This window comes from Litorimonas sp. WD9-15 (assembly GCF_050271975.1).
Taxonomy (GTDB): Bacteria; Pseudomonadota; Alphaproteobacteria; order Caulobacterales; family Maricaulaceae; genus Litorimonas.
In genome coordinates this window covers 773,378-797,398 of record NZ_CP189850.1, presented here as the reverse complement: position 1 = coordinate 797,398, position 24,021 = coordinate 773,378, and the positions used below count along the sequence as shown (strand labels likewise).

Genomic DNA, 24,021 nt, shown 5'->3' with positions numbered 1-24,021 from the left:
AAATCCGCGAGTGATTATGAGGGCTGACCACCCAAACCTGTCGGCGACCCTACTTTACCAATGTTGTATTCGGATAGGCCGCCTGCCAGCCGAACCAGAAGGCGCGGTGATAGGGGAGTCTTTTTAATTCGCGGCCATCCTCTGCGGTGAGGCGGGCTTCCGAAATTTTCCATGTGCCGCCATTTTTATCCGCGGCGACCCGTCCGTCAGACGTCACAATCTCGACCGTGCCCGGGTCATAGACGCGGTTCGCCCCGGTCTCATCCGTCAATATGACGAAACGCTGCGTGCCGAGTGTTCCGGCATAGACGGGGTTATTATTTAAATAATCCGTATCGATTGCAATGCTGCCGGGTTGTCCCTTGAATCGCAGGGCAAGTACTTCCTGTTTATTGGCAAGACGCGAATCCTGAAACGGCGTATTAAACATAAGGGCATCCGTCGCGAAATAATCATGATAGGCGACCCCTTCGTCATAGTTGCGACGATGCCCCGTTTTCAGCGATAGAACCTGCGTTTGTGGATGGAGCGATTTCCATTTCCCCCAGGTCGTGGTGACAACACTGCGATGGTTCAGTGCGATATCTTTTCCCGTCAACGGGCCGACCACTGGTTCACCCTTAATTGTATTCCACAGACTCTGAGTCGCTTGATCATACATTAATTTGTTCGAGCGCAGTAAAAAGCCGGACGTACCCAGATCATAATCTGTTCCGTTCAGCGTCGTATCATAGAGAATGACTGTCCCGCAAAGTGTGCAATAAACGCCCGCAACATCGACGCCGCCAACCGTGTCCGTAAACATCTCATGCCACGCCAATATACGTTTGGGGTAGGCACGAAAATCGCCATTGACCTCTATCCCGAAGACGACATCTTCATCATCCAGATAATCTGCATCTAAAGCTTTTAACATTTTAGGATTGCGCAGAGGCGGGATGCCGTCCTGTCTTACGCCGCCCCACCGGACTTCATCCAAGCGGATTGTAGATGTTTCGCCGCGATCTCTGAAATATTTACCGAAACGCGGATCAATGCGTTCATAAAACTCAGCTTTGAACGCATCATATCCCGGCGGATTGAGCGCGGGTTCATTCCACATCCAGCGGAACCAATCATTCATATTCGTGCCGAAATCCTGTCCGGTTTCATGGCGCAATTCATTCAGGAGGTGTTTCCGGATTGTAGGGTCATAAACGAAGTTGAAGACTTCCAAGGTCGGTGCAACCCACGTCGCATCAAAGCGGGCAGATATCTGATTCCGGATTTCAGGGTCTCCAAACGCGGCGGAACGGTCTAAAAGTGCGAGTAATAATGCGCGGTCCAGAGCGTCAAAAGATGCGGCATTCGACACGGGATTGACAGGGGCTGCCGCACTGGCCGTCGCCGCAGATATGGCAGTATTGGTTTGCGCATTCGCATTCACAAAGACTATGGAAAGCAGAGCGCCGGCTGCGAGAGCCGTGGTCAGGAGGATAGAGTTTTTCATAGCCCATTATCTGCACAAAGCACTGCGTTAGGGAACTCACGAAGCCAGACATGACAGTCACGTCACCGTCAGGGCTGTGTTATTAATCTACTCACTCTTCCGTGCGCATCTGCGCGGTTTATATCTCGTATAAACCTGTTTATGCTGTCCCAGCAGTTCACTCACAACATCATAGCTATCCCCATTGACCGCCACACCCCTCGATAATTTCAAACGCGCCCTCTCCGCCTCGACCAAGGCCATCTCCGGTGAGCCTGAGCTGGACGTGTCTTTTGGCGGGGATGTGGCGGGGATTGTGCGGGATCAGGTCATGCTGCCCTCGCTGCCACCCAAACCAAAACCCGAATTAATTGCGAAGGCACGCGGCGAAGCCGATGGTCTGGCCCTCCGCCTCGCCCTGCATGACAAAGATGTCCATGCGGGCAATCAACCGCAATCGGGTCCCGCGCGGCAGGTGTTCGAAGCGATGGAACAGGCGCGGGTTGAAGCGCTGGGCGGGAAGCATCTCTCCGGTCTCGGTGATAACCTGATGGCGGCACTGTCGGCGCGGGCGAAGAAGCGCGGCTTTGACAAGGCCGATATCGCGATGGACGACACCTCCTTTGCCGAGGCGGTCGGCCTCTATGCGCGTGAAAAATTGACGGGCCGCGAATTGCCCGCGACGACCAACGGCATCATGGCCGCCTGGCGGGACGAGATCGAGATGAAGGCGGCAGGGCGCATGGATGACCTTGCGAGTGTGCTGGACGACCAACATGCGTTTGGTCAATTCGTGCAGGACCTCATCGCGGATTTCGACCTCGGGGATGAACGGGCCAATTCAGAGGAAGAGGACGAGCAGGACGACGAGTCCAAGGAGAACGAACAAGAGCAGGATAATAACGAAACGCCGGATTCCGAACAAGAAGACGAGCCCGGTCAAACCGAAGTCTCCGATGCTGATGCGATGGAAGACCAGGACTCTGATCCACAGGATATGGTCGATGCCGAAAATATTGACGGCGAGCAGGACGATGCCGAACAGTCCCCCGACGCCAATCCGCAACGCCCGCAACCGACCAATCTGCCCGACCCCTACACCGTCTACACGACGAACCATGATGAGGTCATCAAGGCGGAAGAGCTCTGTGAAGTCGAAGAGTTGGAACGTCTGCGCGGCTATCTGGACGGCCATATGCAGGGCCTAAGCGGGGCGATTTCCCGCCTCGCCAATCGTCTGCAACGCCGCCTCCTCGCGCAGCAACAACGCTCTTGGACCTTTGATCTGGAAGAAGGCATGCTCGACACCGCGCGCCTGACCCGTGTGATTATTGATCCAATGAGCGCCCTGACCTTCAAGGAAGAAAAGGAAACCGATTTCCGCGATACGGTCGTGACGATCCTGATAGATAATTCCGGCTCTATGCGCGGACGCCCCATCATGGTCGCTGCCGTCACCGCCGATATTATGGCGCGGACATTGGAACGCTGCGGCGTCAAAGCCGAAATTCTCGGCTTCACGACCCGCGCCTGGAAGGGCGGCAAGAGTTTTCAGGATTGGATGGCGGCGGGTAAACCGCCCCGCCCGGGCCGCCTGAACGACCTCCGCCATATCGTCTATAAGGCCGCAGACATGCCGTGGCGTCGCGCGAAACGAAATCTTGGCCTGATGATGCGTGAAGGTCTGTTGAAGGAAAATATTGACGGCGAAGCGCTCGACTGGGCTTACCGCCGCCTGATGTCTCGCCCCGAACAGAGACGCATCCTGATGGTCATTTCCGACGGCGCCCCCGTGGATGACGCGACGCAGAGCCAGAATAAATCCGGCCTGTTGGAAAACCACCTCCGCATGATGATCGATAAAATCGAGAACCGAAGCGAAGTCGAACTCGTCGCCATCGGCATCGGCCATGACGTGACCCGCTGGTATAAAAAAGCGATCACGATTTTGGATGTGGAGCAGCTCGGTGGGGCGATGACGGAGAAGCTGGCGGAATTGTTTGATGAACGGCCGAGACGGTAAAATGGCTAGAACAAAATCATATGGCAGTGTGGCAGATTGGGTTGCAGCAGAATACACAGTCTCCACAAGTAAAATAAAAAACCTAAGCGTCGACACGCTGGCTTTTACGGGAATGATTGTCAGCTCTGTACATCCTCGCAGTCCCGCCAGCCATTTGGGGATTCAGGTTGATGATATTCTCTATGAAATAAATGGCGGTATCTTTGACGAAGACGATTTGGACAAAACTTTCACACCGCGACTACTCGGACGCGCTCATAAGTTTAGTTTTTTTAGACCATCCACCCACGAAATTTTCAAAGTTAAAGGCGCCCAATTTCCCTACGGCCTTCGTTTAAAAAACAGCTTGCAAAGTTTCATCGCCATCCTCCGAAATGGTGACCCTGACCCATCAGAGGTCGCAACCTTCTGGGAGGCCGGAGACCGTCAAGCCCTCGCCGATTTGTGGATTCCCTTTGAGGCCTATCTGATACGATTACGCGATTTGAATGGAAATCCATTTGACGGACCGCTCCCACAAACAATTTCTCCCAAATCACCTCTCCCACCACCAGAAAATATTTGGCCAGGTTTCTTTGGATGGTTGGCTCTTTGCGCGGCAGAAGCCGGTCAAATGGAACGCGCGTCTTACGTTCAAGCGCAAGTCGATGCACATTTTGAGCAAACAGGTGATAGCGGCATGATGAACGCATTCGCGGCGATGGAAGATACACGCGCTTTATTAGCAGAAGCCCGCTTTAATCCCAACATGGCCATCACGTATATTGAGCGCGGGATAGAGATGGCGCCGGATGTGAAAGAATTATATCGTCGTTTATCCGCACTGACGAATACAGATGTCACACCACCCCCTTCATCCTTTCTGGATATGCAGCCAAGTTATGATCTTCCACGCGTTGATCCAGCAGGACGTTTCAAGCAAGAGTCTGGACGCGTATCGCTAAGTGAGCAGGTTGCAGCACTCTCCCAAGGTCAATTTATACTTTTGGTCCTCATGTCCGCCTACCGAACGAACGGTCCGTATGTCGAAGGTTTCAACAGAGCTCTCATTCCTTTGTTGCGCCTAGAAGCCTTCCAAGAAGTCCATATTGTAACAGCTTGGGACTCCAGTCGATCCCGAGACCTCCCGCTTCCAATTATGGAGCCTGCACTGCAGAAAGGAGGCATAAAAGTGAGTCTTCTGCATGATGTCGAAGACAAACTTGCACAAGCTTTAGATATTACCTCCGCTCCAACTAATTTAATTATTGATCATCGCGGTGTCGTAATTGCAGAGGGGTGGTTGGGTGAAGATAATGTTTTGTGGGACGCCCTAAACGCTTAAAAACCCTCATTTTAAGACGGCGCTTTTAAAGTCCCGACGCGACAACCAAACCCCCACGCACAGAATCTGTCCGAATCCTGAAGATCTGCGCCCTGCCGCGTGGCAAAGGCGTGGAACCTGCACCTGTGCATATGATTTCCGGGGACGGACGACGGAAACTGGATATGAGAGAGCATACATCGACTTTCCCCTTGATGTGGAGACCCTATCGACCCGGTGGCTTTCGAGCGCCGGGTCTTTTTTTGGATAAGTCGGCGGGTGGAGAAAGCCTTATATTGTCATCTCGCACTTGATGCGGGGTCACGTAGGCATTTGATTATCAATCAAATGACAAGGAACCGAAAGGCAAAGCCTTTCGGCGCTACACTGTAATTGACGCTCAGGGTCAATTACGGGCGTTTCGCGCCCCCTCACCCCACAGCCGCCAATTGTTTGCAAGCAAACAAAAGGCGGCATGATCCTCTCCCTATGTTGTTTTTTCAAAACAACGAGGAGAGGAAATAATGACGCTTAAAAAGATAATCCTCGGTTATGACGTTTTTGAAGGTGTGGATTGAGTTATAAAATTCTCAACTTTCCTCGTCTCTCAGACCCGCTATAAACGGGGATTGGGATTTATTTCAAAAACTGCGTCCACACCCCCTGAGAGTTGTGCAATTTTAAAGCTGTCTTCTTTCAACGGGCGACCAAGCGATCGTTGGCTTGTTCGGAAAGAAGCGGTGCTTGTCATTGGAGCGGAAGGGTTAACGTCCTCGAGCTTGGGTGGCCTATCGAGAGCTGATCGTTCCCCGACTGAATGGTTCGGCCGTTAGTGCGAAAAGGCATCGCCGCGTGGGCCCGTTGGGGTTCGAAAACTTAGCTTTAACCCTGGTTTGCGACCAGAACCCTGAATACCCACGCGGACATCCCGTTTTTTTTGAGATTAAAAACGAAACAAACGGACATAACTAAGAGATACAGGAACTCAACAGTTCCGAGGCGCGGAACGCCCGCAATCAATTCTGTGAGTCGATTGCAGTGTCGCGCCGAAGGGCTTTGCCCTTCGGTTCCTCGATATTTGATTATCAATCAAATATCTTCGTCACGCATCAAGTGCGGGGTGACAACATGAAGTTATACCCTCAATCCGAACGTGCGGTCATGCCGCCGTCGAGCACGATCGTATGCCCGCAAGTCCACGCGCCTGCGCGGGAGCAGAGATAGAGCGCCGTTCCGGCGATATCTTCCGGCTGCCCCATACGGGCGCGAGGTATCTTGGACACAACCATTTTATTCACGGCCTCATCCTCGGTCAGGCTTTTCGTCATATCGGATGGAAAGAAGCCGGGCGCAATTCCGTTCACATTGATGTTTCGACCCGCCAGATCCGTCGCGAGATGTCGGGTGAGATGCGCGCAGGCCGCCTTGCTGGCGGAGTAAGAATAGCTCGGCAATCCCGGGTTGGAGAGACCGTGAATGGAGGAAATCAGGATGACACGGGACGGATCAGTATCTGTCCCTTTGGACAGGAGCGGCAGGCATTTCTGTGTCATGAAGAACATGGATTTCACATTGATATCCATGACTTTATCCCAGCCATTTTCAGGGAAAATATCAATCGGCGCGACCCAGTTTGCGCCCGCATTATTAATCAGGATATCGATGTGATCTTCTTGTTCAGAGAGCGCTTTCACGAAAGCTTCAATCCCTTCGACAGAGGACATATCCCCCGGAATGGCAACGCACTCGCCGTAAGCGGACAGCTCTTCGGCTTTTTTCATCAGCCGCTCAACCTTGCGCGCGGTGATGTAAACTTTGGCACCGCCTTCGAGGAGGCCCTGTGCCATCATCGCGCCAATCCCGCTGGACCCACCTGTCACGACGGCCACTTTACCCTCTACTGAAAATAAGTTCTTCATGTCGTCTCTCCCTCATTCTGTTCAATTTTATCAAAGACTGTTTTGGCCAGCGTTGCAAAGATATCTGCAATCTCGCCGTCATTTTTCGCAACGGGCTCGCCCGCATCACCGCTGGCGCGGATATCCATGTGGAGCGGGGCCGCGCCGAGATAGGGCACGTCCATCGCTTCCGCGTCACGCTTTGCACCGCCTGTACCAAAAATATGATGCGCACTGCCGCAGGTCGGGCAAGTAAAAACAGCCATGTTTTCAATCAGGCCGAGGACCGGAATATCGACCTTGCGGAACATGGCCACGCCTTTGCGCGCATCCAGCAGGGCAAGGTCTTGCGGCGTCGAAATAATGATCGCGCCCGCGGGTTTGATGTCTTGTGCGAGGCCCAATTGCGCGTCCCCCGTACCGGGCGGCATATCGATGAGGAGGAGGTCCAACTCGCCCCAATCCACATCCCAGAGCATACGCGACATCGCGCCCTGCACCATCGGCCCGCGCCACACGATGGGGTCGTCATTGGGCGTCAAATATCCGATGGACATGGTTTTCAATCCGTGCGCCTCGACCGGTACGATGATTTTTCGCGCGCCCACGGGAATGGCGCGTGCGAGTGTGCCGGAAGTCCCCATCAACATGGGCAGGCTGGGCCCGTGAATATCGGCATCCAGCAGCCCGACTTTCATCCCGGTCTTCGCCAGCGCCACGGCAAGATTGGCCGCCAGTGTCGATTTGCCGACGCCGCCCTTGGCCGAGGAAATCGCGATGACCCGTTTTACATCCGCATCGCCCTGAACACCGTCGGGACGTTTGGGCTGGTGCGGATTTCCGCGTTTGCGCGCGCCGCCGATCTGCGGCCCTTGTTTATGGGCCGAGAGAATGACGCGGGCTTTATTCACACCGTCCAGTGTTTCGAGGGCCTCTTGCGCTTGCGTGCGGATAGGGAAGAAGGCGTCTGCATCCGGCGGCGAAATTTGCAACACTGCCTGCAAAGTGCCGTCTACCAGTTCAAGCGACGCCAACCGCCCTGCCGAGATAATGTCGCCCGATTTAATCGGATCAGAGATTTCTCCCAGCGCTTTGAGCGCTTTGTCTTCGGAATAGGTCATGACTTAACTCCCGTTTCCGCAGGCCAGAGAGATTTTTCCCTCTGCCGAAATGCGGAGAGGTGGTTGTACATCTTGTCTGTTTTTAGTCTCGAAACTCACCAGAATATTGCCGTTCTGCGCCAGAGAGACGGCGCGTGGATCATTCGGCAATTCGACAACGCGTCGGACATCAAAATTATCACCCGTTATTTTCAATTGATAGAGGTCTTGCCGCGCCCCCATATGACCTGCCGTGTCGACAATCCAGAATGTGTCGGCGCGTTCGCCCAAACGCAGCGGGCGGTCCGGCAGAATGGCAAAGGGCGAGCGGAAATTTCCAACTCTGCGGCCTTCGCCCGTTTGGTTATCGAAATAGACGAGCGCTCCATTCTGCGCGCCTTGATAATAAGACGCCAACCATCCGGATTTAGTCGGGTGGGCGGCGTTGAGTGTCTTTCGCGTCACGCGCTTCACCCAGTCATCCGTCGTGTTGACGGGTGCTTCGTCAAAGAACGGCATTTGCGCGACGAGATCTTGGATGTCGAAAGTGTTCAATTGGCATCTTTCGGCAGATTGGAGCGCTACACGTCTTTTCTGTATAAAGGCCTGAGTCCCATCTTCGAACTTTCCGTCCCGTGCGAAGCGGGCGGCGACGGCAATATCGACGAGCGGATGGTTTTCCAATTGCTGAAGCACTGGCAGAAATTTCGGGCGGGTTTGCGCGGCCTTTATACCCGTCAGAAGCAAAGATATGTCACTGGATGTCAGAGCATCCTGAATGGCAAAATCTTCCAGAGGCGTTCCCAAAACGGCTCTCAAAAGACTGGCACGATCTGCAAGATTATTCAGCTTTGCATAGCGCCAAATCCGGTCAATCGCGGGTTGGGTGACGGGGTTATTTATGCCGTCCAGAACGCGGGCATAGGCCGTCACATCAGCAGCGCGTTCCGTCAGCAAAAGGGTCAAGGCCTCCAGCCTTGCGGGTGTCATCTGTGGCAGGGGCGGCGATGTCGACTGGGATTTATTTCTTGCGGCCATGATCTTGAACCACCCATCCAAAGCAACCGCGCGAGCTGGCGGCGGAATTTCAGGGTCACCGGAAAGCTCCACCGCGAATTTTCCGTAAAATCCGTCGGTTCGGCTTTCATGGCGGGCGGCCAGCAATCCGGCCAAATTATTTATCTGCCGCGGCGTCTCCACAGACCGCATGGCCCGCATCAGGGACGCGAACGCGTTAGACGGATTCTCCCGATAGAGCGCGTCATAGGCTGCGGACACAACCGTCGTATTGAAGCCGGTCAGGAGCAGTTTCTCAAACGCCGCTTCATGGCCCGCAGCGGGGATTTTGGACAGCAGCGCTACGTGAAACGCACTGGGAGAATTCGACATATCTTTCAGAATAATCGAAATCTGCTCGCCAGAAAAAGGCGCCTGCATAACTGTCTCATCCATCCGGAAAAGGCGACGGCTAAAGTTCCGCACCGCCTCATCCGGATGGGTCAGGCCCGTAACCCAGCGGTTCCGGTTGGCGAGCGTCATGTCCCGCAGGAGCGGCGTGACGAGCGCCGCCTTCGGACCCGCCCAGAGCGTATCAATGACCCGCGCCTCTTCCGCCGCCAATGGCCCCGTTCGGGACAGCAGAAGCGCCATTTCCGATCTCGCCTCGTCGCGGGTCAGTCCACTCAACAGCGCGCGTCGGCCTTTGTCGCCAAAGCGCTGAAATTCCTGCGTCAGCACATCATAGTCAAACTCGCTCGCGTCATGTCGGGTAACGATATCCATACAGTGACGCAGCGAGGCACAGACTGTCTGCTCCGCCCGCGTCAGAGACTGCGCGAGAGCGGGCATAGCGGCGGTCAGCAGGACTGACATCGCAATGAAAGAGGAGGACAACAGTTTCATAATCACAGCGCATAGGCCATCCCCCGAAGGGCGACAAGCGGACAGGTGTAGCCGAGCGATTGTTCAGATTTGAGGGTCCCAAAAAGAGGTGCGGATTAGGGCTTGCATGCCCCCACACCCTTGCGTATATCGCCGTTTCCCGAACGTCGAAGATTACTCTTCGAAACTTTACGTTCACGATTTGGAACGGGCGATTAGCTCAGCGGGAGAGCACTACATTGACATTGTAGGGGTCACTGGTTCAATCCCAGTATCGCCCACCATCCTGACCTACATTTAGTTTAACGATAACAACACGTTAGGCTAAATGCCCATATTTTTCAAGTTCTTACTGAAGTCCATCCTTAAAACTTAAGTGCTATGTAAGTGCAAAGTGGCCAATTTCAGTGCTTAGTTTCGCATCTAAACGGCCTTCTCGATCTCTTCAGCTTCCCATTGCTTGTATGTCTTCTTTGTGCCTTTGAGCTTCCACTCTGTCTGGCCATTTGATGGACGGCCAAATATAATTGCAGCTGAAGCGCTGGGACTGGCAAAGGCATAGTCACTTTGAAAAACTCTAACTTTTCCTTCTAGCTTCATCACGCCGCTATCCACCAATTTTTCGAAGAGCTTTGAATAACCATGCTTTCTATCGCTTTGCCACTCTGAACGCGCTTCAGAACCTTCTTGTACTATAAACTCACCATTCTTTAAAACGGCTTCAGCGCGTAAACCTATGCGGGTTGAATGAACCTCAAAGACGGTTTCGGCTTCGTCTTTATGACTGGAGCTAGATCGATCTTTCTTAGGGCGGGTTTTTTGTAAGAATGAGTCAATTCCAATAGCAGGCATAACCATCAAGATATTTTGAAGGAATGACTCCATGTTTGCTTGAGCAGCTTCTGACAAAGAAGGCTTTGTTGGAGCATTCCCATTATCAACAATTGATTGACCAACTTTATTGGCCTCTTCTACTAAGCGAGACTCCAAATATTTGACGTGAGCTTTATTTAGGTTGTTAGCGGCCGAAGTAATCAAGATGGCTTTGGTCCACCAATCTTTGTTGGTGTCGTGGCTCTTTATGCGCTGGGATATATCCTCGCCTTCACCCACATAGAGCTTTGCCCCGTCTTCAGTTTCACCAATCAATACATATACACCCGTATACATTGACGCTGGTCTTTTGAGAGCTTCGCCAATTTGCGTGCGAGGGGCGGCAAGAATGTGACCCGTCCAGACAAACACTTCCGCTGTTAGCATTCCATCAGGCCGGCCATTGATAAAGAATAGCTCAAGTGAGCGACCGTGGTTTTTATAGTCCATTACTCATGTCCAACTTGGTAGGAAACTCTCAACGAAGGGTACCACATAAAACGTGTGACTGGGACTGTAAAAACGCTGAACCGTCTTAAACAGGTTTCGTGAAGGTTTTAGAAAAAAGTACTACTTCCTTACAGGTTGGGACCATACTACGCTCTGAATCCCCATTGGTACTCAATGGCAACTTCGGGAGCTAAATCGAGAGTGAACTCCATGGGTAAAATTTATAAGTACTTTTCTCATGAAATGTTAGAGATAGTTTTTGCGCGCGATGAATATTGCGGAATAAAGTGCTCTTTTCCTAAAGACTACAACGACCCATTCGAACTCTTTCTTTCAATCGATCTGTCGGTCGATTCCAACTTGTTGGCATTTTATAATGATGTCGTGCAGGACATTCCCCAATTACCCACCACTTGTTTTTCTCGTTCACCAATTGTGACGCCCATGTGGGCGCACTATGCTGACAATCACACGGGGTTCGTCTTAGAATTTGATACAGAAGCTCTAAAAGATTGGAGTTCAGAATTTAGGCTGGAAGATGTTATTTACCAAGAAGCCGCCAATGACAAACTAAATGGTTTGTTAGAATTGGCTGCCGGAACTAAGAAACCACGGCACAGTTATTTTCTGTTAAATGCGGCCATTCATACCGCATACTTCACAAAACTAAAAGAATGGAGCTACGAACGCGAGACTAGATTGGTAGCAGACCCAGAGGCAATAGAAACAATTGGAGGGCATCAAATACTTTTCATTCCGACAGATTTGATAACCGCAATTATCGTGGGGCCAAAATTCCCCACTGGCAAATTAGAGCACTCTAGCACCGTGGCTAGAGAAATAGGCGCAGAATGGTATCAGCTTAATATTGGGAAAAGCTCAATCACCCCTTACCTGAAGTGTGCTAATAACGACTCTTTTGTTTTTTCTGACGGATCAATTGAAAACTCTCCTCATTTTTGTTCCGAATGCGAAGAGCCTATTGATGATCGAATGGAACTATGCCCTTGGTGCAGAATTACAGATGAAGAAAACCATGAGGCGAGCCAAACTAACCCGTTTAGAATTCTTGATGCGCATGATTTGCTAGACGAATATTTTGCTAATGCAGATAAGGTCGGAAAGTAATACAAGATTGAGAAATCGTCATACCCTTCAAAATAGGCCCTAAAAAACGCGCTAGAAATATTACAACTTCACAGTTCAGCCATATCTGAGTTTGAGCATTTCAATGTCGAGCATTTTGAGGTCGACACTGGCTTCGATTTGATCGCGGTATTCTGCGCGGATTTCTTTGGCGATTTTCACGTTTCCATTTTTGGGAGAGATAGTGATTAGGTCAAGATCGAAGAGGCGGTGGATATCACGCCTGATTAAAATGCCGTTTCGTGTTTCATCGCTTCCATCTTCTGCGACTGGCAGGATATGAGCGGCTTCCATAGCTTCTTCCACTCGGCATCCTGTCAGGAAACATCGGCCTTTGAATTTCTTGATGACACGTCGTCTGAAGTCAGCCTGATTTGGTCGTACGAGAACGTCATAGTATTTTCGTTTCCGTGCTCTTGGCTTAATTTTCGGTTCTTGCTTCGACTTGCTACGTTCATGTCGAACTTTGAAACCTAGTTTTTCTAATGCCCTCGCATAAGCGATCGAATTATAATCATGCCAGCCTTTGTAGTTCTTGGCATAGGCTGTCCGTGCGATTAGTTTCATTGGCATGAGGCCATGCTTGGTTTCCAGAAAATATGACCGAGACGAAGAGACCTTGCCAAGGTCTAAGAAATCAGAAGCTCGCTCGCTATATTTAGTCTTTCCGAGTTTGAGGAATTCGGCCATCTCCAACTCGATGGATTCTTCAGACAAATAATATAAGATTTTTTCTTGGTAAGTCACCTCAATCACCAACTGTAATTTGACCACTCATTAGCATAGGTAAAAGCCAATCACGGAGTTTAGAGAGCTTTTGGTTTTCTAGAAGGTTATCATTTCTTTTCTCGAAACTTGGATTAATAATACGGTTGTAAGATTCAAGAACATTCGCCTTTGGGAGGCATATTTTTATTGGAGCTAGATTAGTCCTAGTTATTTGCGGTTGCGCAGAACCTGTAATAGCGGAGTCAAGGTTTGCCCAAGTAAGACTATTTGTAATGAAATCTATATTCAGATCTTTATTAAATGGTTGAACGACCATTGCATTACCTGTGATCCACGAGCAAGGCAGGGTAACATTTAAAGTGCCGCAAGAAGCTCCTCTGCAAGTCACAGTCACAACACTATCTTTGTGATTGTACTGATCATATCGTCCAACAATACCGTTAGCCCCGTAAACTAAGTACTTTCCATCACGCACCATATCTTTCCCAGATATGGTTTTGGGCTGATATAGTTTGCACAAATCACCTAAGTCCTTACCCGACCAACCTGATGGGATTTCACGACCTAATTTATCATCATATACCAATTCCCCACCGCATGTTTTATAGGGTCTGCCGTTTTCATCTGGGAAGTCAAACTGGACAAACCAATAGTCGTATATGGTCTTCGCCAAGGTTTCTAGTTCGGAGTTAATTGTATTATTCAGAGAAATTTTTTGGGATATAAGATGAAGCAAATCTCCAATTTTTACCTGTTCCGTATACTCAGGTAAAAGTAGGTCGAGATAAGAAAAAATATCTTCGTTCAAACTAGCCCGCAATGTGAGTACAGCGTTATTCGTCATTGTCTTTCTGAACAATTTACTACGCAAATAAAAAGCCATGTATTTGGGATAAGTGACATCTGATTGTGTGGGACGGAGACGTTTTAAAAATCCGCTATAGGTCGCACTAGGATAATCTTTCGCCGCCACTGAGCTCATCCCAAGGTCGTCAATAGTTTCGCTTGTGCGCGTTAGAAATATATCACCTTCTTTAATTGAATATCTCATCTGTTCGGATTGAGATACATTCATAAAGTCGGGCAAGTTTTCTGGTAAAAAATAATTGTTGAAAACCGAGGAGAAAGAAAGGAACGGGCTTCCATGCCCAGCCTGTTCTGGTTTTGAAGATATTCCGGAACTCATCTTATAGAGATCGCTGAACTTATGAGATGTAATGCTACTCATAATTCAATTTCGACAGGCCATCACTGATACTTTTTGAGAGTGTTTTGGAATCTTCGAACAACTTGTCCAAAATAGCTTTTCTTGCCGTCAATTTATCTGTGAATTCATCGTGACTAATATCTACATACTCAATCTTTACCTCAAAATACTGGCCTGCACTAAAAGAGTGATTTTTATTCGCAACGTCTTCGTATGAAACAATAGCAGAAAGATCATCGACTTCATTCTTTGCGATGAAAGTGGAAATAATCAGATTTTCCTCTTCCTCGCTCAAGACTGTTTTTTGATTTTTACCTTCTTTGATCGTTTCACCAAGATTGGAAGCATCAATTAGAACCACATCACCTTTGTTTGAGCGGTCAATAAACAAGATTGAGACATTAGTACCTGTCGTGGCAAATATGTTACTTGGCATGGAGACAACGCCTGCCAACATTTTCTCCGAGATTAGTTTTTCTCTAATTTTTTTATCGATCCCTTTGGCTGTTACAAACCCAGTTGGCACGACGACTGCGGCCTTACCGTCGTCCTTGAGACTGTGAATAATGTGTTGCAGGAAGAGTTGATAGATGGCCATCGACTCTTTTTTCTTTGCCGGAATTTTGGGAACACCTGCGAAAAACCTAGATTGATTTTCTTTACTGTCTAAATCGTCTCGGAAGTCGCTGAAGTCCATTTTGAACGGTGGATTGGAAACGATATAATCAAACAATTGGAGGTTTTTTCCATCCTTAAAATATGGTGACAAAATGGTGTTGCCCTGAATGACATTTTGAATGGAATGCACAAGACCGTTTAAGATCAGATTCAAACGTAGAAGACTGGAGGATTTCTGAGAGATATCTTGAGAGTAAATACTACAGCGATCCTCACCTATGGCATGAGCTAAGTTCATCAAAAGTGTCCCAGAACCTGCTGAAGGGTCATAACAAGATGCATTCTGGATTTGTCCTCTTTCCCCTTCTGGGACGAGAATGGCAGCCATGATTTTGGCGACGGCATGCGGCGTATAATATTCAGCGTATTTCCCGCCGCTATCTTTGTTGTAGTCCGAGATCAGATATTCAAAAATCGTTGCGTAGAAATCAAATTTTTCAGTAAAAATATATTCAAAACTGAACTCGACTAGTTTATTAATTATGGCACGGCAAAACGCATCGCGCTTTGAAGTATCAGTTATGAATTCGCTCACACGATCAAAGAGAATAATTTTCGAGCCACTTGCTGTTCTGACCGCGAATATGTCATTATTTTCGATAGCAATGTCTCGAAGCGTATCATCAAACAGCTTGGCAAAATCTTTGTCGTTTTGCCTTTCAAATAACGATGAAATTAAATGCTCGGACTTTAACCTTGCTGTGTTTGCAGGGAGTTGAAGCATTGCCATTTCAAGGTCGCCTTCTGGGAGGGCTTTCACGGCTCGTTCCCAATTATCAGCAGAGCCCACACGTTTATCTAATCGTTTAAGTTCATAGGCAAACTTATCGTGCAGGAACTTATACAAAAAGACCTGTGTAATAATTTTAAATTCATTGCCATCATTGCCAAGGCCATTAGAGGCGCAAATCCCTTTGAGACTATCGATAAGCTCTTTGGTTTTGCGCTCAAATTCGAGCGTTATCATAAACGTGCCCCACTAAATTCGTTCATATACTCTTTGACGATTAGGCCGTTAATATAGCGCGAAAGGCTAGCATCAAGATCGATTTTATTTTTGGATTTAAACTCATCGATAATCAACGGCATTGTCACTCTTTCGAAGTAACTTTCATTGTCGAGAATTTGTGTATTTTTGAGCACCTCTTCATCAGCAACGCCCTTAACGCCCGTCAACGCACTATGAATTCGTCTTTCGGACTCTTTGATTTTTCCGCTTTCTACTAATCGCTTGTGAACACGGGCATATTTCACATCTTCGCCGTATTTCGTTTTTATCAGATTGTTTTGTCGATTAAGTTCTTTGACCCGTGAATGGATACCTTCGAGAGCTTTGATGTTGGCGTTCATCTCCTCTTGTGTAACTTCGCTTAGGTTCTTCTTCTTGAAGAGTCTTTCTAGTTCGTCTTTCAGGCTAATGAATTGCTTGTCTTTTGTATCAAAGTTTCCAGCTAAAGCTTCTCTTGTTCGGCGTAGTGTATTTTTCAACTGATCTGCCAAGACCAGCTCTTCTTCGCCGATTTTTTGGAACTTGAAGATGACATCTTCAAGCGCGACATTGATCAGGTTGATACTGTCAGAACTGTTTTCGAGTTTTTCTTTCAGGTTAACCAGATCAAGATGATTACTTACCTCTCGGAACAATATGGTCAGTTTTCTGAAATCTAGCTTATCGACTATGCCATAGTGCCCGAAAAGCCGGATCAGATTATATAGACCTTTGGCGTCGTTCAGTGCGCGTTTGATTTTTCGAAGCTCTTCACGGTCTTGAATTTGACTAATTTGTTGTGAGAATACTTCTGCATTGGTGGTGTCAAAACGGAAGAGAACGTCTTTGATATTTTCGATTTCTTCTTCGATTTCTTCCTTGGATTTGAAGATGTTGGAGTAGTGCTCCATTTCATCCCCAAGCTCACTCTGTAGTTCATCGAAATAAGCTTTGTTGGTGGCATCAAATTCTTTGCGGATATCTGCAAAATCGACCACGAAGCCATACTGGAAGTCTTTGTATCTCCGATTTACGCGAGTCAAAGCCTGTAGGAGATTATGACGTTTAATAACGCGTCCGATATAAAGCTTCTTGAGCCGTTTGGCATCAAATCCGGTCAAGAGCATGTTAAAGACGATTAGGAAGTCTATATTTCCTGCCTTAAATTCTTCGACCTTGTCTTTGCGTTCGTCTTTGCTTCCCACATCATGAAGAATAAGAGCAGCGCTTTTGACCTTGACGTCTTGGTTTTTTGAGTCTGAGGCGTATTTTTGCTCGAACATCTCAAACATCTTTTTAGCTTGATCTGAACTGTCACAAATCACCATGCCGCCAATGCTGTTATCACCATGGGCAATTCGGCTATTCTCAAAGTCTTCGATTATGTAGTCGAGCATCGGTTCAACGAAACGTGGATGTGCGAACAAGTGCCTTTTATCAATGTCACCTTCTCTAACTTGGATGTCGTCCAGAGCCTGTTGCAAAGATACTCGATATTTAGCGGCAATTTCTTCTCGGATTAGACGTAGCGTGTAGCCATCGGCGATAGATTTGTTGTAGTAGTAGGTGTGAATGTAATCCCCAAACAAGAGTCGAGAATTGTAATCGTTTCCTAAAAGAGGAGTTCCGGTGAGACCTATTTTGATGGCGTTCTTGTCAGACTGTGTCAGGTTGGCAAGGAAGCTGCCTTTTGGACTGTAGCTTCGGTGAACCTCATCCAGAAAATAAACTCTCTGAATGCTGAGGTCATAGTCTTCGGTTTTGACGACATCTGGATCATCTTCAAATTTTTGAATGTTGACCACCGTGATTTCTGGGTTGCCAGATAAGTTGTGGATGACCCCCGTTGATTTGATGTCTTTGGCAAAGTCTTCGCGGGATGCGATGGTATGTACGACCAAGCCACGGCTCGTGAATTCTCGTTTGGCTTGAATCAACAAGTCAATTCTATCAACAATGAAATAGAATTTAGGGATGACACCTTTTTGGCTGAAATAATCTGTCAGATGTTTGACGTTGTAATATGCTAAAGCTGTCTTTCCGCTACCTTGTGTATGCCAGATTATTCCGTTTCTGGTACCGCTTTCTAATTCCTCCTCAATCGCTTTAGTGGCGAAGATTTGAGGGTATCGCATGATATGTTTTTCGAGACCATTAGTTTCATTCACATAAGCGATGGCATACTGCAGAAGGAATGAAATTCTTTCTCGGCTGAACAGGGATGTGCAAATTCTGTTAGTTGGCGTATCTGGCTCTTTGTTTGTCGCAAACTCAGGATGGTTTTTGATGACGTTTAGATTGGTATCTTGAAGAACATCGTTTTCAATCACGTCGTTAGGTGGTGATAGAATAACGGATAAGTCTAGGGCTTCCTCTTCACGGAAATAATTGAAGACTGGTTTCCTATAAGCGGTTGAGGCGTAGAAAGCCCCTTCTATTGGGGCTGGAGAGTCGTCATTATACTCCATATTATTGGAGAATACCATTATCTGAGTGATGTTGATGAAACGGCGAAACTTCGGATTTTCGAACCGCTGTTCCATTCTCCGATGTTCGGCGAGAATGCCTTCTTTATTATTAGGCTTTTTAACCTCAATAAAAACCAAAGGCATTCCGTTTATCAGTAGCGTTATGTCTGGTCGGAATTCGTCGTCGCCATTTTTGCAGGGCAGCTCTGTGACAACATGAAAGCTATTATTATCGAAATTTTCGAAATCAATCAGCTTTAATCCAGATCGTTCGACCAGAATTTCATAGAACGCCTTGCCTAAGTCCTCATTGTCCAAAGCTAGTTTTATGTCTTCAAAGGCTCTGTCTATCTGAGACTTATCGATTTCAGGGTTTATGCGTTGGAGGCTCTCTTGAAATATATCTGGGAAGATATTGGTGTCTTCATCCCAATTGGCATTTTTCAAAGACAAGTATTCGTAGCCCAATCTTGTCAGGTGTAAGATAGTGGGGATCTTTACTCTCGTGTCTTCGTTATGTTTCATTTGGGTCTAAGCAAAGTGTTGAATGATTTATGTTTATTGCATCTAAAGGTGGAGTTTGCACTAGCTAATTGCTCAAGATAATAGAGCCGCGCATAGCGCGGCTCAGTGAAAGCTATTGGGGTTGAAGGTAAGCTGGATATCGACTCCTGTATTGCCGCCACACTTTTCTAGCCGATGCCATGACATCAGGCCGTTGTCCAAAATGAAAGTTCTCGAAATAGTATCTAAGCTCCTTCCAATTTCTCGCATTTGGCAGATTGGCGTCATGCTGTGCATCAATAACAAACATTCCAATGGTTGATGAAGGGTCTTTTACAATCCTGCGGTCAATGAAATCTCTGAAGTCAATGAAGGGTTGAAAACCTTTTCTCATTACGCACCTCCAAAAACTTTGATAGGCCCAGCTTTCCTTTTCCGCTTCCATTTGGGTTGACGATAAAGGCGCATATCAATTAGCTGCTTAGAAGTCTTAAAACACTGTTCCTTAGTTTCCCTAGGTAAATTTGGGTGCATTTGTTCGAGCCACTCATGATGAAACTCCCAAGGTTCTCGACCTGTGAGCCACGCACAGAGGTTATCGTGACGATAATGAACACGATTAGCGCGGTAGTCTTCAAACGGCTCTGGAAGAGGCCCAGTGCCTCTTAGCTTCATCGTGCTCATATAGTTGAGATTAATTCCGAGTGCGAGTGCTACTTCTTGGCTAGAAAACACATGCCACGGTGGTGGTGGCAGGTGGAAACCTTGTTCCTTAAGCCCTTGGTCAAGTGTACACTTGTCTAGGGTCTTTTGAGTTTTGTTTTTAATTGTTCCTTTCATAATAATAATTCTCCATTTTAAAAATAAAAGAGGGTAGACAACTGGACAGGCGGACATCACGCAGAGAACTGCGTGATGTTTGAGGCCTATTCATTGGAATACTCCTTCCTGATGTCAGCAGGCAGGCTTTCCACCCACTTGCCAGCATTCCTAATGGCCCATAGGGATGGCTTAGATTTACCAATCCTGATTGGGCCGAGGGAGACACCTCCCAATTCCTTCAAAGTCGCAGAAGGATTTCGATCTTCCAGCGACCTCGGTGTAACGTTGATGTGAATACCCAACTCAGCACGAATGTCATGCAGTGACAGTACGTCTGACTGGAACTTACTATGAGCCCCTTCGATTAGCTCTGAAAGCTTCGCCTTAGTGGGCGTAAACGACCCTTTTATAAGAGCTTGCTTGTCAGGCGTCATAGGCGGCGGTGCATCAGGATTGAAGTTCGAGATATCCCTTTGCATCAACGCATACATGAAGGCCGCTGACTCTGTCTCTATGGCCTCATAGAGAGCATCATAATAGGCTTCTGACTCTCTTACCGCTGGTGTCCTGTAGACGAAAAACCGTCTATCATCAGCTTCAATAATGATTGGTCTTTCATGATTTGAAAACGCCATCCAAAAATACGGTGTGCGACCATCATATACAGGCCAATGCTTCTGATTGACCTTCACAGTGTCGTCAGAGACATAAGGCTTAAAGGCATTATAGGATTGCAGCCTATCGCCACTCATAAACTCTTCAATCACTGCGACGTGCAAATCACATAGATGAGCATTAAAGTTCTCCTGCCAATCCCCTGTGTTAACGAGACCCACATTCTCTCTACCAAGAATTTTTGTAAGAATTACTCGTAGAGTAGATTTTCCAATACCTTGTCCGCCTGTGATAAGAAGGCACTGTCTGACCTTCTCGTCAGGCCTTTGAACCAAACAGGCTAACACATTTAGAATATGCTCAAGAACTTTACCTTCAGGAAAAAGATAAATGAGATATTCGATTATCGTAAGGTAGTTGCCTTCCGTGGGAACCAAGCCAAATCCGTTCCATTTATTCAAAACAGGGTAAGTTCCATCGGTGATAAGCTTGTCGCCGCCCGGCACATATGTTGTGCCATTCACTTGAGGTGCTAGCTTTGAGCGATTGAAAGCGTTTACGGGATTTATCTTTTTACCACTGAACGCCCATGCGTTAGCATCATTAAAGCCTTCTTTGTCTAATACCAAACCCATTATGAAGCCCTCCGCTGAGGATTGATTTCATAAAATCGCTTTGTCTTCAGGTCGTATACAAAACGTCTAAACAACCCTGCGAGGTATTCATCAATATAGCCAAGAGCGATGGGAGACTTCATTTTTGAAGCAGCGAGCGGACAAGTTTTACATCCTGAAAACCCAATCTCTTCACGGATGTGCTTGCACGTCACAACGCCAGTAACAGTCTTCAGGGATGTCTCAACTTTAGCATCCGTTTCTGCCCGCGAGTACTTTGGGTGTGGCTTAGAGGCACGGTGAGAGACTTCTTCAGCATTCTCACATCTCGCTGTTATGCTAATGAGCTCCTTCCATAAGGGTTCAGGCAAGTTCGCCGCATCTACAACGCAATGGCGAACGAATTCACATGCTACCATTATTGTTTCGAAGACTGGTTTCCTATCAGGCCTTTCTGCTTGCTTAATCCACCCTGCCAATGGGTCGGAAGTTACAGGTATTTGGACTGGCGCTGGAGCTAGTGCCTCTAGTTCCTCTGATGAGAACTTATAATCAGAAAGGGAAATCGGGTGCACCAGCTTCGGTTCGCCAGTTTTGTGGTTGTACGATCCAACCAGTCTTGCGACATGCTCTATCGAACCAACGTTGTCGAACTTCCAGCCTCGAAGGCGGGTAGCTTCACTTTTTATATAGTTGTTTAGCCCTTTCGAAATTCTTTCAGCTTGAATTCTGTTCTCTTCTGTCAAGATTTCAATTGGGTTTTGAAGGGACGCATACCCATGCCAACCATTGCCTGAATGATACAAAGAAATTCTATCTTTAAGACCAATATCATAGAGAAAGAGGTCTAGTTCACTTTGTGATTTTGGCAGGCTCGTTTGGGCGTGAGCGTCAGAATTAGCGATGTCAAAGTCCAAGAATACATTGGCTAAACTTGAGATGTCATCACGTAGCGCTCGTTTGCGGCTGGTTTTAGAAACTGACGAAGGGTGAACAGATACAAATACTGTTTTGTCTTTAAATCCTTGAGCGTCTTCAATCATTTGCTCAATATCGTTTACACCATACCAGTAAACTCGATTTTCCTCGGGCAGGTATAGGTAAATATACCCTTCCGTATAGTCTGCGAATAAGGACAGCAGATAAGCCCGCATAATTGCTTGAGAGTCCATAGTGGAGCCTCCTCGTGTCTGGTGCCTGTTCCCAGCAGGCCTTCCTTTTGCCACGCGAAAACACGTGCGCTGGAAAGCGCTTCTGTCTCTGTTTAAGTTTCTTTGATTGTTTCTTTTTCTGTGGCACCCGCCCGCGAGGGCGTGACGTAGCACGAGTACTACTTCCTGACCTCTAGCGCAGGAATGATCCAGTTGACAAGAATTATCTTGATCGACGAATTTTCAAAACTCATATTTTTATATATTTTTCAATTCTTTATCTGCTTTTTTGATGAGTCGTTTTACTGCTTCAGCCTTGTGGCCTGCCGATAAATGGGCGTAACGAAGGGTCATTTCATAAGAACTATGTCCGAGAAGTTCTCGAATGGTATTCAAATCCACTCCCTCCATTGCTAGCCTTGATGCAAAATGATGACGTAAGTCATGCCAACGAAAATCCTTAATCTGAGCCGAGCTCAATACGGACTTCCATGACGTCTTAATGTCCTTAAACCGCTGCCCATTTTGGTTGGGGAAAACGAAGTTCGAATATGGTCGCTTTTGCGACTGCCAAGCTGAAATTATGAAATAAGCTTCTTCATTGAGCGGAACATGTCGCGACTTTCGGCTTTTGCCATTGGTTCCTTCGACGGTGAGTTGCCTAAGATCGAAATTGATGTTTTTCCATTCTAGGGAAAACAGCTCACCGCGCCTTAAACCCGTGTTTATGGAAATTAGGACCATAGGTTTGAGATGGTCGCAAAATGGAACAGTCTCCAAGTCGACCATTGGGCGAATATGACGTTGTTCCCTCCATAGGTTTCCACTATGGCGCTGGCTTCTCATTACAGCTTCACGCTGGCCTAGAGCCTCTCTCAGTCTTTTTTCCTCCTCATTAGACAAGTAGCGAACTTTCAGATTTGAATCTGTCTTGAGTAGCTTCATTTTACGAAGAGGATGTTCTGCTATGATCCCCCATTCTTCTGCTTTGCTCAGAGAGGCCCTTAGAGTCGCATAGCTACGGTTGGCTGTATGAGGTGATAAACCAGAAGCAACGCGTCCAATGCGCCATTTTTCGACGCTCTGAGGGGTTATATCATCGAGTTTCTTTTTTAGGAAAGGTGCACAGTCTGATAATAAACAACGTTTTGTGGCGCCTGAGGCATTGTGGTTAGCTTCCACCCATTTGAAATAATGTTCTTCAAGGAAATCCTGATACGTCGCAATGTCCTTGGCTTTCTTAGCCGTAATCGCTGGTTCACCACCTTGATGAAACTCTGCAATGATTTGTCTTGCTAGAACTCTTGCAGATTTAACCGAGTAGGCGCTCTCAGGCCCAATCTTAACCCTTCCACCGCGGCGGTACTCGCAATAGTAAGTCATTTTTCCTGTAGGCTGGACTCTTATGAGAAAACCCACCAACTTTTTGTCTCTTATCTCATATGGTTTTGATCTGGTTTGAGCTTTGTCGATTACGGCCTGCGTGATAGTCACTTTCATGGTCACATTGCTTTCTTAAGTGCAATGTAAGTGCAAAATGGGGTAAATAACGTCGGTGTAAAAAATGGGCTAAAAAGAACCATTTCCTAGAAACTGTAAGAGATTCAACAACATGGTTCTGAAGCTCTAACCGTGACTGTGACAGGCCCTTCGGCTTAGCCACACATTGACATTGTAGGGGTCACTGGTTCAATCCCAGTATCGCCCACCATTCCTAAAAAAATGCGTGTGATTTACGCCGCAATGAGTCGGTCGACTTCATTCACCAACTGACGCAAATGTACGGGTTTCGACAAGACTGTCTGCGTGCTGGCGTCCTGATCGCTCATGGCGACGGCGGCGAACCCTGTAATAAACATGATCTTGATTCCGGGGGAGAGTATCTCGGCCTGTTTGGCCAGTTCTATTCCGTCCATGCCCGGCATCATGATATCGGTCAGGAGCATGTCAAACGCCCCGTCCGCGAATTTCAAGGCGCGAAGGGCCCGCTCTCCATCGGCACAGGCAATAACGTGGTGTCCGGCTTTTTCGAGGGCTTTCTCGAAAAACTTGCGCATGGCATCATCGTCTTCGGCGTAGAGAATTGTGGCCATGTTCGCTGTT

The 24,021-nt window shown here is 47.7% G+C and carries 17 protein-coding genes and 1 tRNA gene; 4 read left to right on the top strand and 14 right to left on the bottom strand.

Annotated elements, in window-relative coordinates:
• Positions 1 to 49 precede the first annotated feature (49 nt).
• On the bottom strand, positions 50 to 1,489 hold the full coding sequence (locus ACP9M6_RS03795; RefSeq protein WP_427453606.1) for a DUF3179 domain-containing protein: 1,440 nt from the start codon (positions 1,487 to 1,489) through the stop codon (positions 50 to 52).
• 184 nt (positions 1,490 to 1,673) lie between these two features.
• On the opposite strand from ACP9M6_RS03795, the gene cobT reads away from it, so the two are divergent.
• Together cobT and ACP9M6_RS03785 are read left to right on the top strand one after the other, a co-directional pair.
• On the top strand, positions 1,674 to 3,491 hold the full coding sequence (cobT, locus tag ACP9M6_RS03790; protein WP_427453604.1) for a cobaltochelatase subunit CobT: 1,818 nt from the start codon (positions 1,674 to 1,676) through the stop codon (positions 3,489 to 3,491).
• Entirely contained in the window at positions 3,472 to 4,815 is a 1,344-nt protein-coding gene (locus ACP9M6_RS03785) for a PDZ domain-containing protein (RefSeq protein ID WP_427453602.1), read from the top strand. Before cobT ends, ACP9M6_RS03785 begins: the two co-directional genes overlap by 20 nt.
• Before the next feature lie 1,121 nt (positions 4,816 to 5,936).
• Here the strand turns inward: ACP9M6_RS03785 and ACP9M6_RS03780 are convergent.
• From ACP9M6_RS03780 to ACP9M6_RS03770, 3 genes are read right to left on the bottom strand one after another with little or no spacing between them, the layout of a single operon-like run.
• Complete coding sequence (locus ACP9M6_RS03780; RefSeq protein WP_427453600.1) at positions 5,937 to 6,713, bottom strand: SDR family oxidoreductase; 777 nt, start codon at positions 6,711 to 6,713, stop codon at positions 5,937 to 5,939.
• Positions 6,710 to 7,813, bottom strand: coding sequence for a P-loop NTPase (locus tag ACP9M6_RS03775; protein ID WP_427453598.1), 1,104 nt, complete (start codon positions 7,811 to 7,813; stop codon positions 6,710 to 6,712). Before ACP9M6_RS03775 ends, ACP9M6_RS03780 begins: the two co-directional genes overlap by 4 nt.
• A gap of 3 nt (positions 7,814 to 7,816) precedes the next feature.
• Positions 7,817 to 9,694: a hypothetical protein gene (locus tag ACP9M6_RS03770; RefSeq protein ID WP_427453596.1), complete on the bottom strand. Its 1,878-nt coding sequence runs from the start codon at positions 9,692 to 9,694 to the stop codon at positions 7,817 to 7,819.
• 188 nt (positions 9,695 to 9,882) lie between these two features.
• Here ACP9M6_RS03770 and ACP9M6_RS03765 point away from each other — a divergent pair.
• A tRNA-Val gene (locus ACP9M6_RS03765) sits at positions 9,883 to 9,957 on the top strand.
• Positions 9,958 to 10,096: 139 nt separating this feature from the next.
• Here ACP9M6_RS03765 and ACP9M6_RS03760 read toward each other — a convergent pair.
• The gene (locus ACP9M6_RS03760) at positions 10,097 to 10,996 is read right to left on the bottom strand and encodes a GIY-YIG nuclease family protein (protein WP_427453594.1); all 900 of its coding nucleotides are present in this window, start codon (positions 10,994 to 10,996) and stop codon (positions 10,097 to 10,099) included.
• Between the two features lie 210 nt (positions 10,997 to 11,206).
• Here ACP9M6_RS03760 and ACP9M6_RS03755 point away from each other — a divergent pair, with 210 nt between their 5' ends.
• Positions 11,207 to 12,124, top strand: coding sequence for a DUF2971 domain-containing protein (locus tag ACP9M6_RS03755; protein WP_427453592.1), 918 nt, complete (start codon positions 11,207 to 11,209; stop codon positions 12,122 to 12,124).
• A gap of 75 nt (positions 12,125 to 12,199) precedes the next feature.
• Here ACP9M6_RS03755 and ACP9M6_RS03750 read toward each other — a convergent pair whose 3' ends face one another.
• From ACP9M6_RS03750 to ACP9M6_RS03710, 9 genes are all read right to left on the bottom strand, one after another.
• The gene (locus tag ACP9M6_RS03750; protein ID WP_427453590.1) at positions 12,200 to 12,916 is read right to left on the bottom strand and encodes an HNH endonuclease; all 717 of its coding nucleotides are present in this window, start codon (positions 12,914 to 12,916) and stop codon (positions 12,200 to 12,202) included.
• The gene (locus tag ACP9M6_RS03745; protein WP_427453588.1) at positions 12,891 to 14,099 is read right to left on the bottom strand and encodes a restriction endonuclease subunit S; all 1,209 of its coding nucleotides are present in this window, start codon (positions 14,097 to 14,099) and stop codon (positions 12,891 to 12,893) included. Before ACP9M6_RS03745 ends, ACP9M6_RS03750 begins: the two co-directional genes overlap by 26 nt.
• Positions 14,092 to 15,723 carry an HsdM family class I SAM-dependent methyltransferase gene (locus ACP9M6_RS03740; protein WP_427453586.1) on the bottom strand — a complete coding sequence of 544 codons (1,632 nt, stop codon included), beginning with the start codon at positions 15,721 to 15,723 and terminating at the stop codon, positions 14,092 to 14,094. The genes ACP9M6_RS03745 and ACP9M6_RS03740 overlap by 8 nt, the downstream gene beginning before the upstream one ends.
• Positions 15,720 to 18,737, bottom strand: coding sequence for a type I restriction endonuclease subunit R (locus ACP9M6_RS03735; protein WP_427453584.1), 3,018 nt, complete (start codon positions 18,735 to 18,737; stop codon positions 15,720 to 15,722). The genes ACP9M6_RS03740 and ACP9M6_RS03735 overlap by 4 nt, the downstream gene beginning before the upstream one ends.
• 372 nt (positions 18,738 to 19,109) lie before the next feature.
• Positions 19,110 to 19,556: a hypothetical protein gene (locus ACP9M6_RS03730; protein ID WP_427453582.1), complete on the bottom strand. Its 447-nt coding sequence runs from the start codon at positions 19,554 to 19,556 to the stop codon at positions 19,110 to 19,112.
• A gap of 86 nt (positions 19,557 to 19,642) precedes the next feature.
• Positions 19,643 to 20,788, bottom strand: coding sequence for a primase-helicase family protein (locus ACP9M6_RS03725; RefSeq protein WP_427453580.1), 1,146 nt, complete (start codon positions 20,786 to 20,788; stop codon positions 19,643 to 19,645).
• Positions 20,788 to 21,939: a hypothetical protein gene (locus ACP9M6_RS03720; protein ID WP_427453578.1), complete on the bottom strand. Its 1,152-nt coding sequence runs from the start codon at positions 21,937 to 21,939 to the stop codon at positions 20,788 to 20,790. The genes ACP9M6_RS03725 and ACP9M6_RS03720 overlap by 1 nt, the downstream gene beginning before the upstream one ends.
• 237 nt (positions 21,940 to 22,176) lie before the next feature.
• Entirely contained in the window at positions 22,177 to 23,418 is a 1,242-nt protein-coding gene (locus ACP9M6_RS03715) for a tyrosine-type recombinase/integrase (protein ID WP_427453575.1), read from the bottom strand.
• 233 nt (positions 23,419 to 23,651) lie between these two features.
• Positions 23,652 to 24,011 (bottom strand): response regulator, encoded by a 360-nt coding sequence (locus tag ACP9M6_RS03710; protein WP_427453573.1) that lies wholly within the window; start codon positions 24,009 to 24,011, stop codon positions 23,652 to 23,654.
• Between the last annotated feature and the right edge of the window lie 10 nt (positions 24,012 to 24,021).

Bases quoted from the DNA above. Each gene is read 5' to 3' on its own strand.
- ACP9M6_RS03795 (WP_427453606.1), bottom strand. From the start codon at position 1,489: ATGAAAAACTCTATCCTCCTGACCACGGCTCTCGCAGCCGGCGCTCTG.
- ACP9M6_RS03780 (WP_427453600.1), bottom strand. From the start codon at position 6,713: ATGAAGAACTTATTTTCAGTAGAGGGTAAAGTGGCCGTCGTGACAGGT.
- ACP9M6_RS03715 (WP_427453575.1), bottom strand. From the start codon at position 23,418: ATGAAAGTGACTATCACGCAGGCCGTAATCGACAAAGCTCAAACCAGA.
- ACP9M6_RS03770 (WP_427453596.1), bottom strand. From the start codon at position 9,694: ATGAAACTGTTGTCCTCCTCTTTCATTGCGATGTCAGTCCTGCTGACC.
- ACP9M6_RS03755 (WP_427453592.1), top strand. From the start codon at position 11,207: ATGGGTAAAATTTATAAGTACTTTTCTCATGAAATGTTAGAGATAGTT.
- ACP9M6_RS03775 (WP_427453598.1), bottom strand. From the start codon at position 7,813: ATGACCTATTCCGAAGACAAAGCGCTCAAAGCGCTGGGAGAAATCTCT.
- ACP9M6_RS03730 (WP_427453582.1), bottom strand. From the start codon at position 19,556: ATGAAAGGAACAATTAAAAACAAAACTCAAAAGACCCTAGACAAGTGT.
- ACP9M6_RS03720 (WP_427453578.1), bottom strand. From the start codon at position 21,939: ATGGACTCTCAAGCAATTATGCGGGCTTATCTGCTGTCCTTATTCGCA.
- ACP9M6_RS03740 (WP_427453586.1), bottom strand. From the start codon at position 15,723: ATGATAACGCTCGAATTTGAGCGCAAAACCAAAGAGCTTATCGATAGT.
- ACP9M6_RS03735 (WP_427453584.1), bottom strand. From the start codon at position 18,737: ATGAAACATAACGAAGACACGAGAGTAAAGATCCCCACTATCTTACAC.
- ACP9M6_RS03710 (WP_427453573.1), bottom strand. From the start codon at position 24,011: ATGGCCACAATTCTCTACGCCGAAGACGATGATGCCATGCGCAAGTTT.
- ACP9M6_RS03725 (WP_427453580.1), bottom strand. From the start codon at position 20,788: ATGGGTTTGGTATTAGACAAAGAAGGCTTTAATGATGCTAACGCATGG.
- ACP9M6_RS03760 (WP_427453594.1), bottom strand. From the start codon at position 10,996: ATGGACTATAAAAACCACGGTCGCTCACTTGAGCTATTCTTTATCAAT.
- ACP9M6_RS03785 (WP_427453602.1), top strand. From the start codon at position 3,472: ATGAACGGCCGAGACGGTAAAATGGCTAGAACAAAATCATATGGCAGT.
- ACP9M6_RS03745 (WP_427453588.1), bottom strand. From the start codon at position 14,099: ATGAGTAGCATTACATCTCATAAGTTCAGCGATCTCTATAAGATGAGT.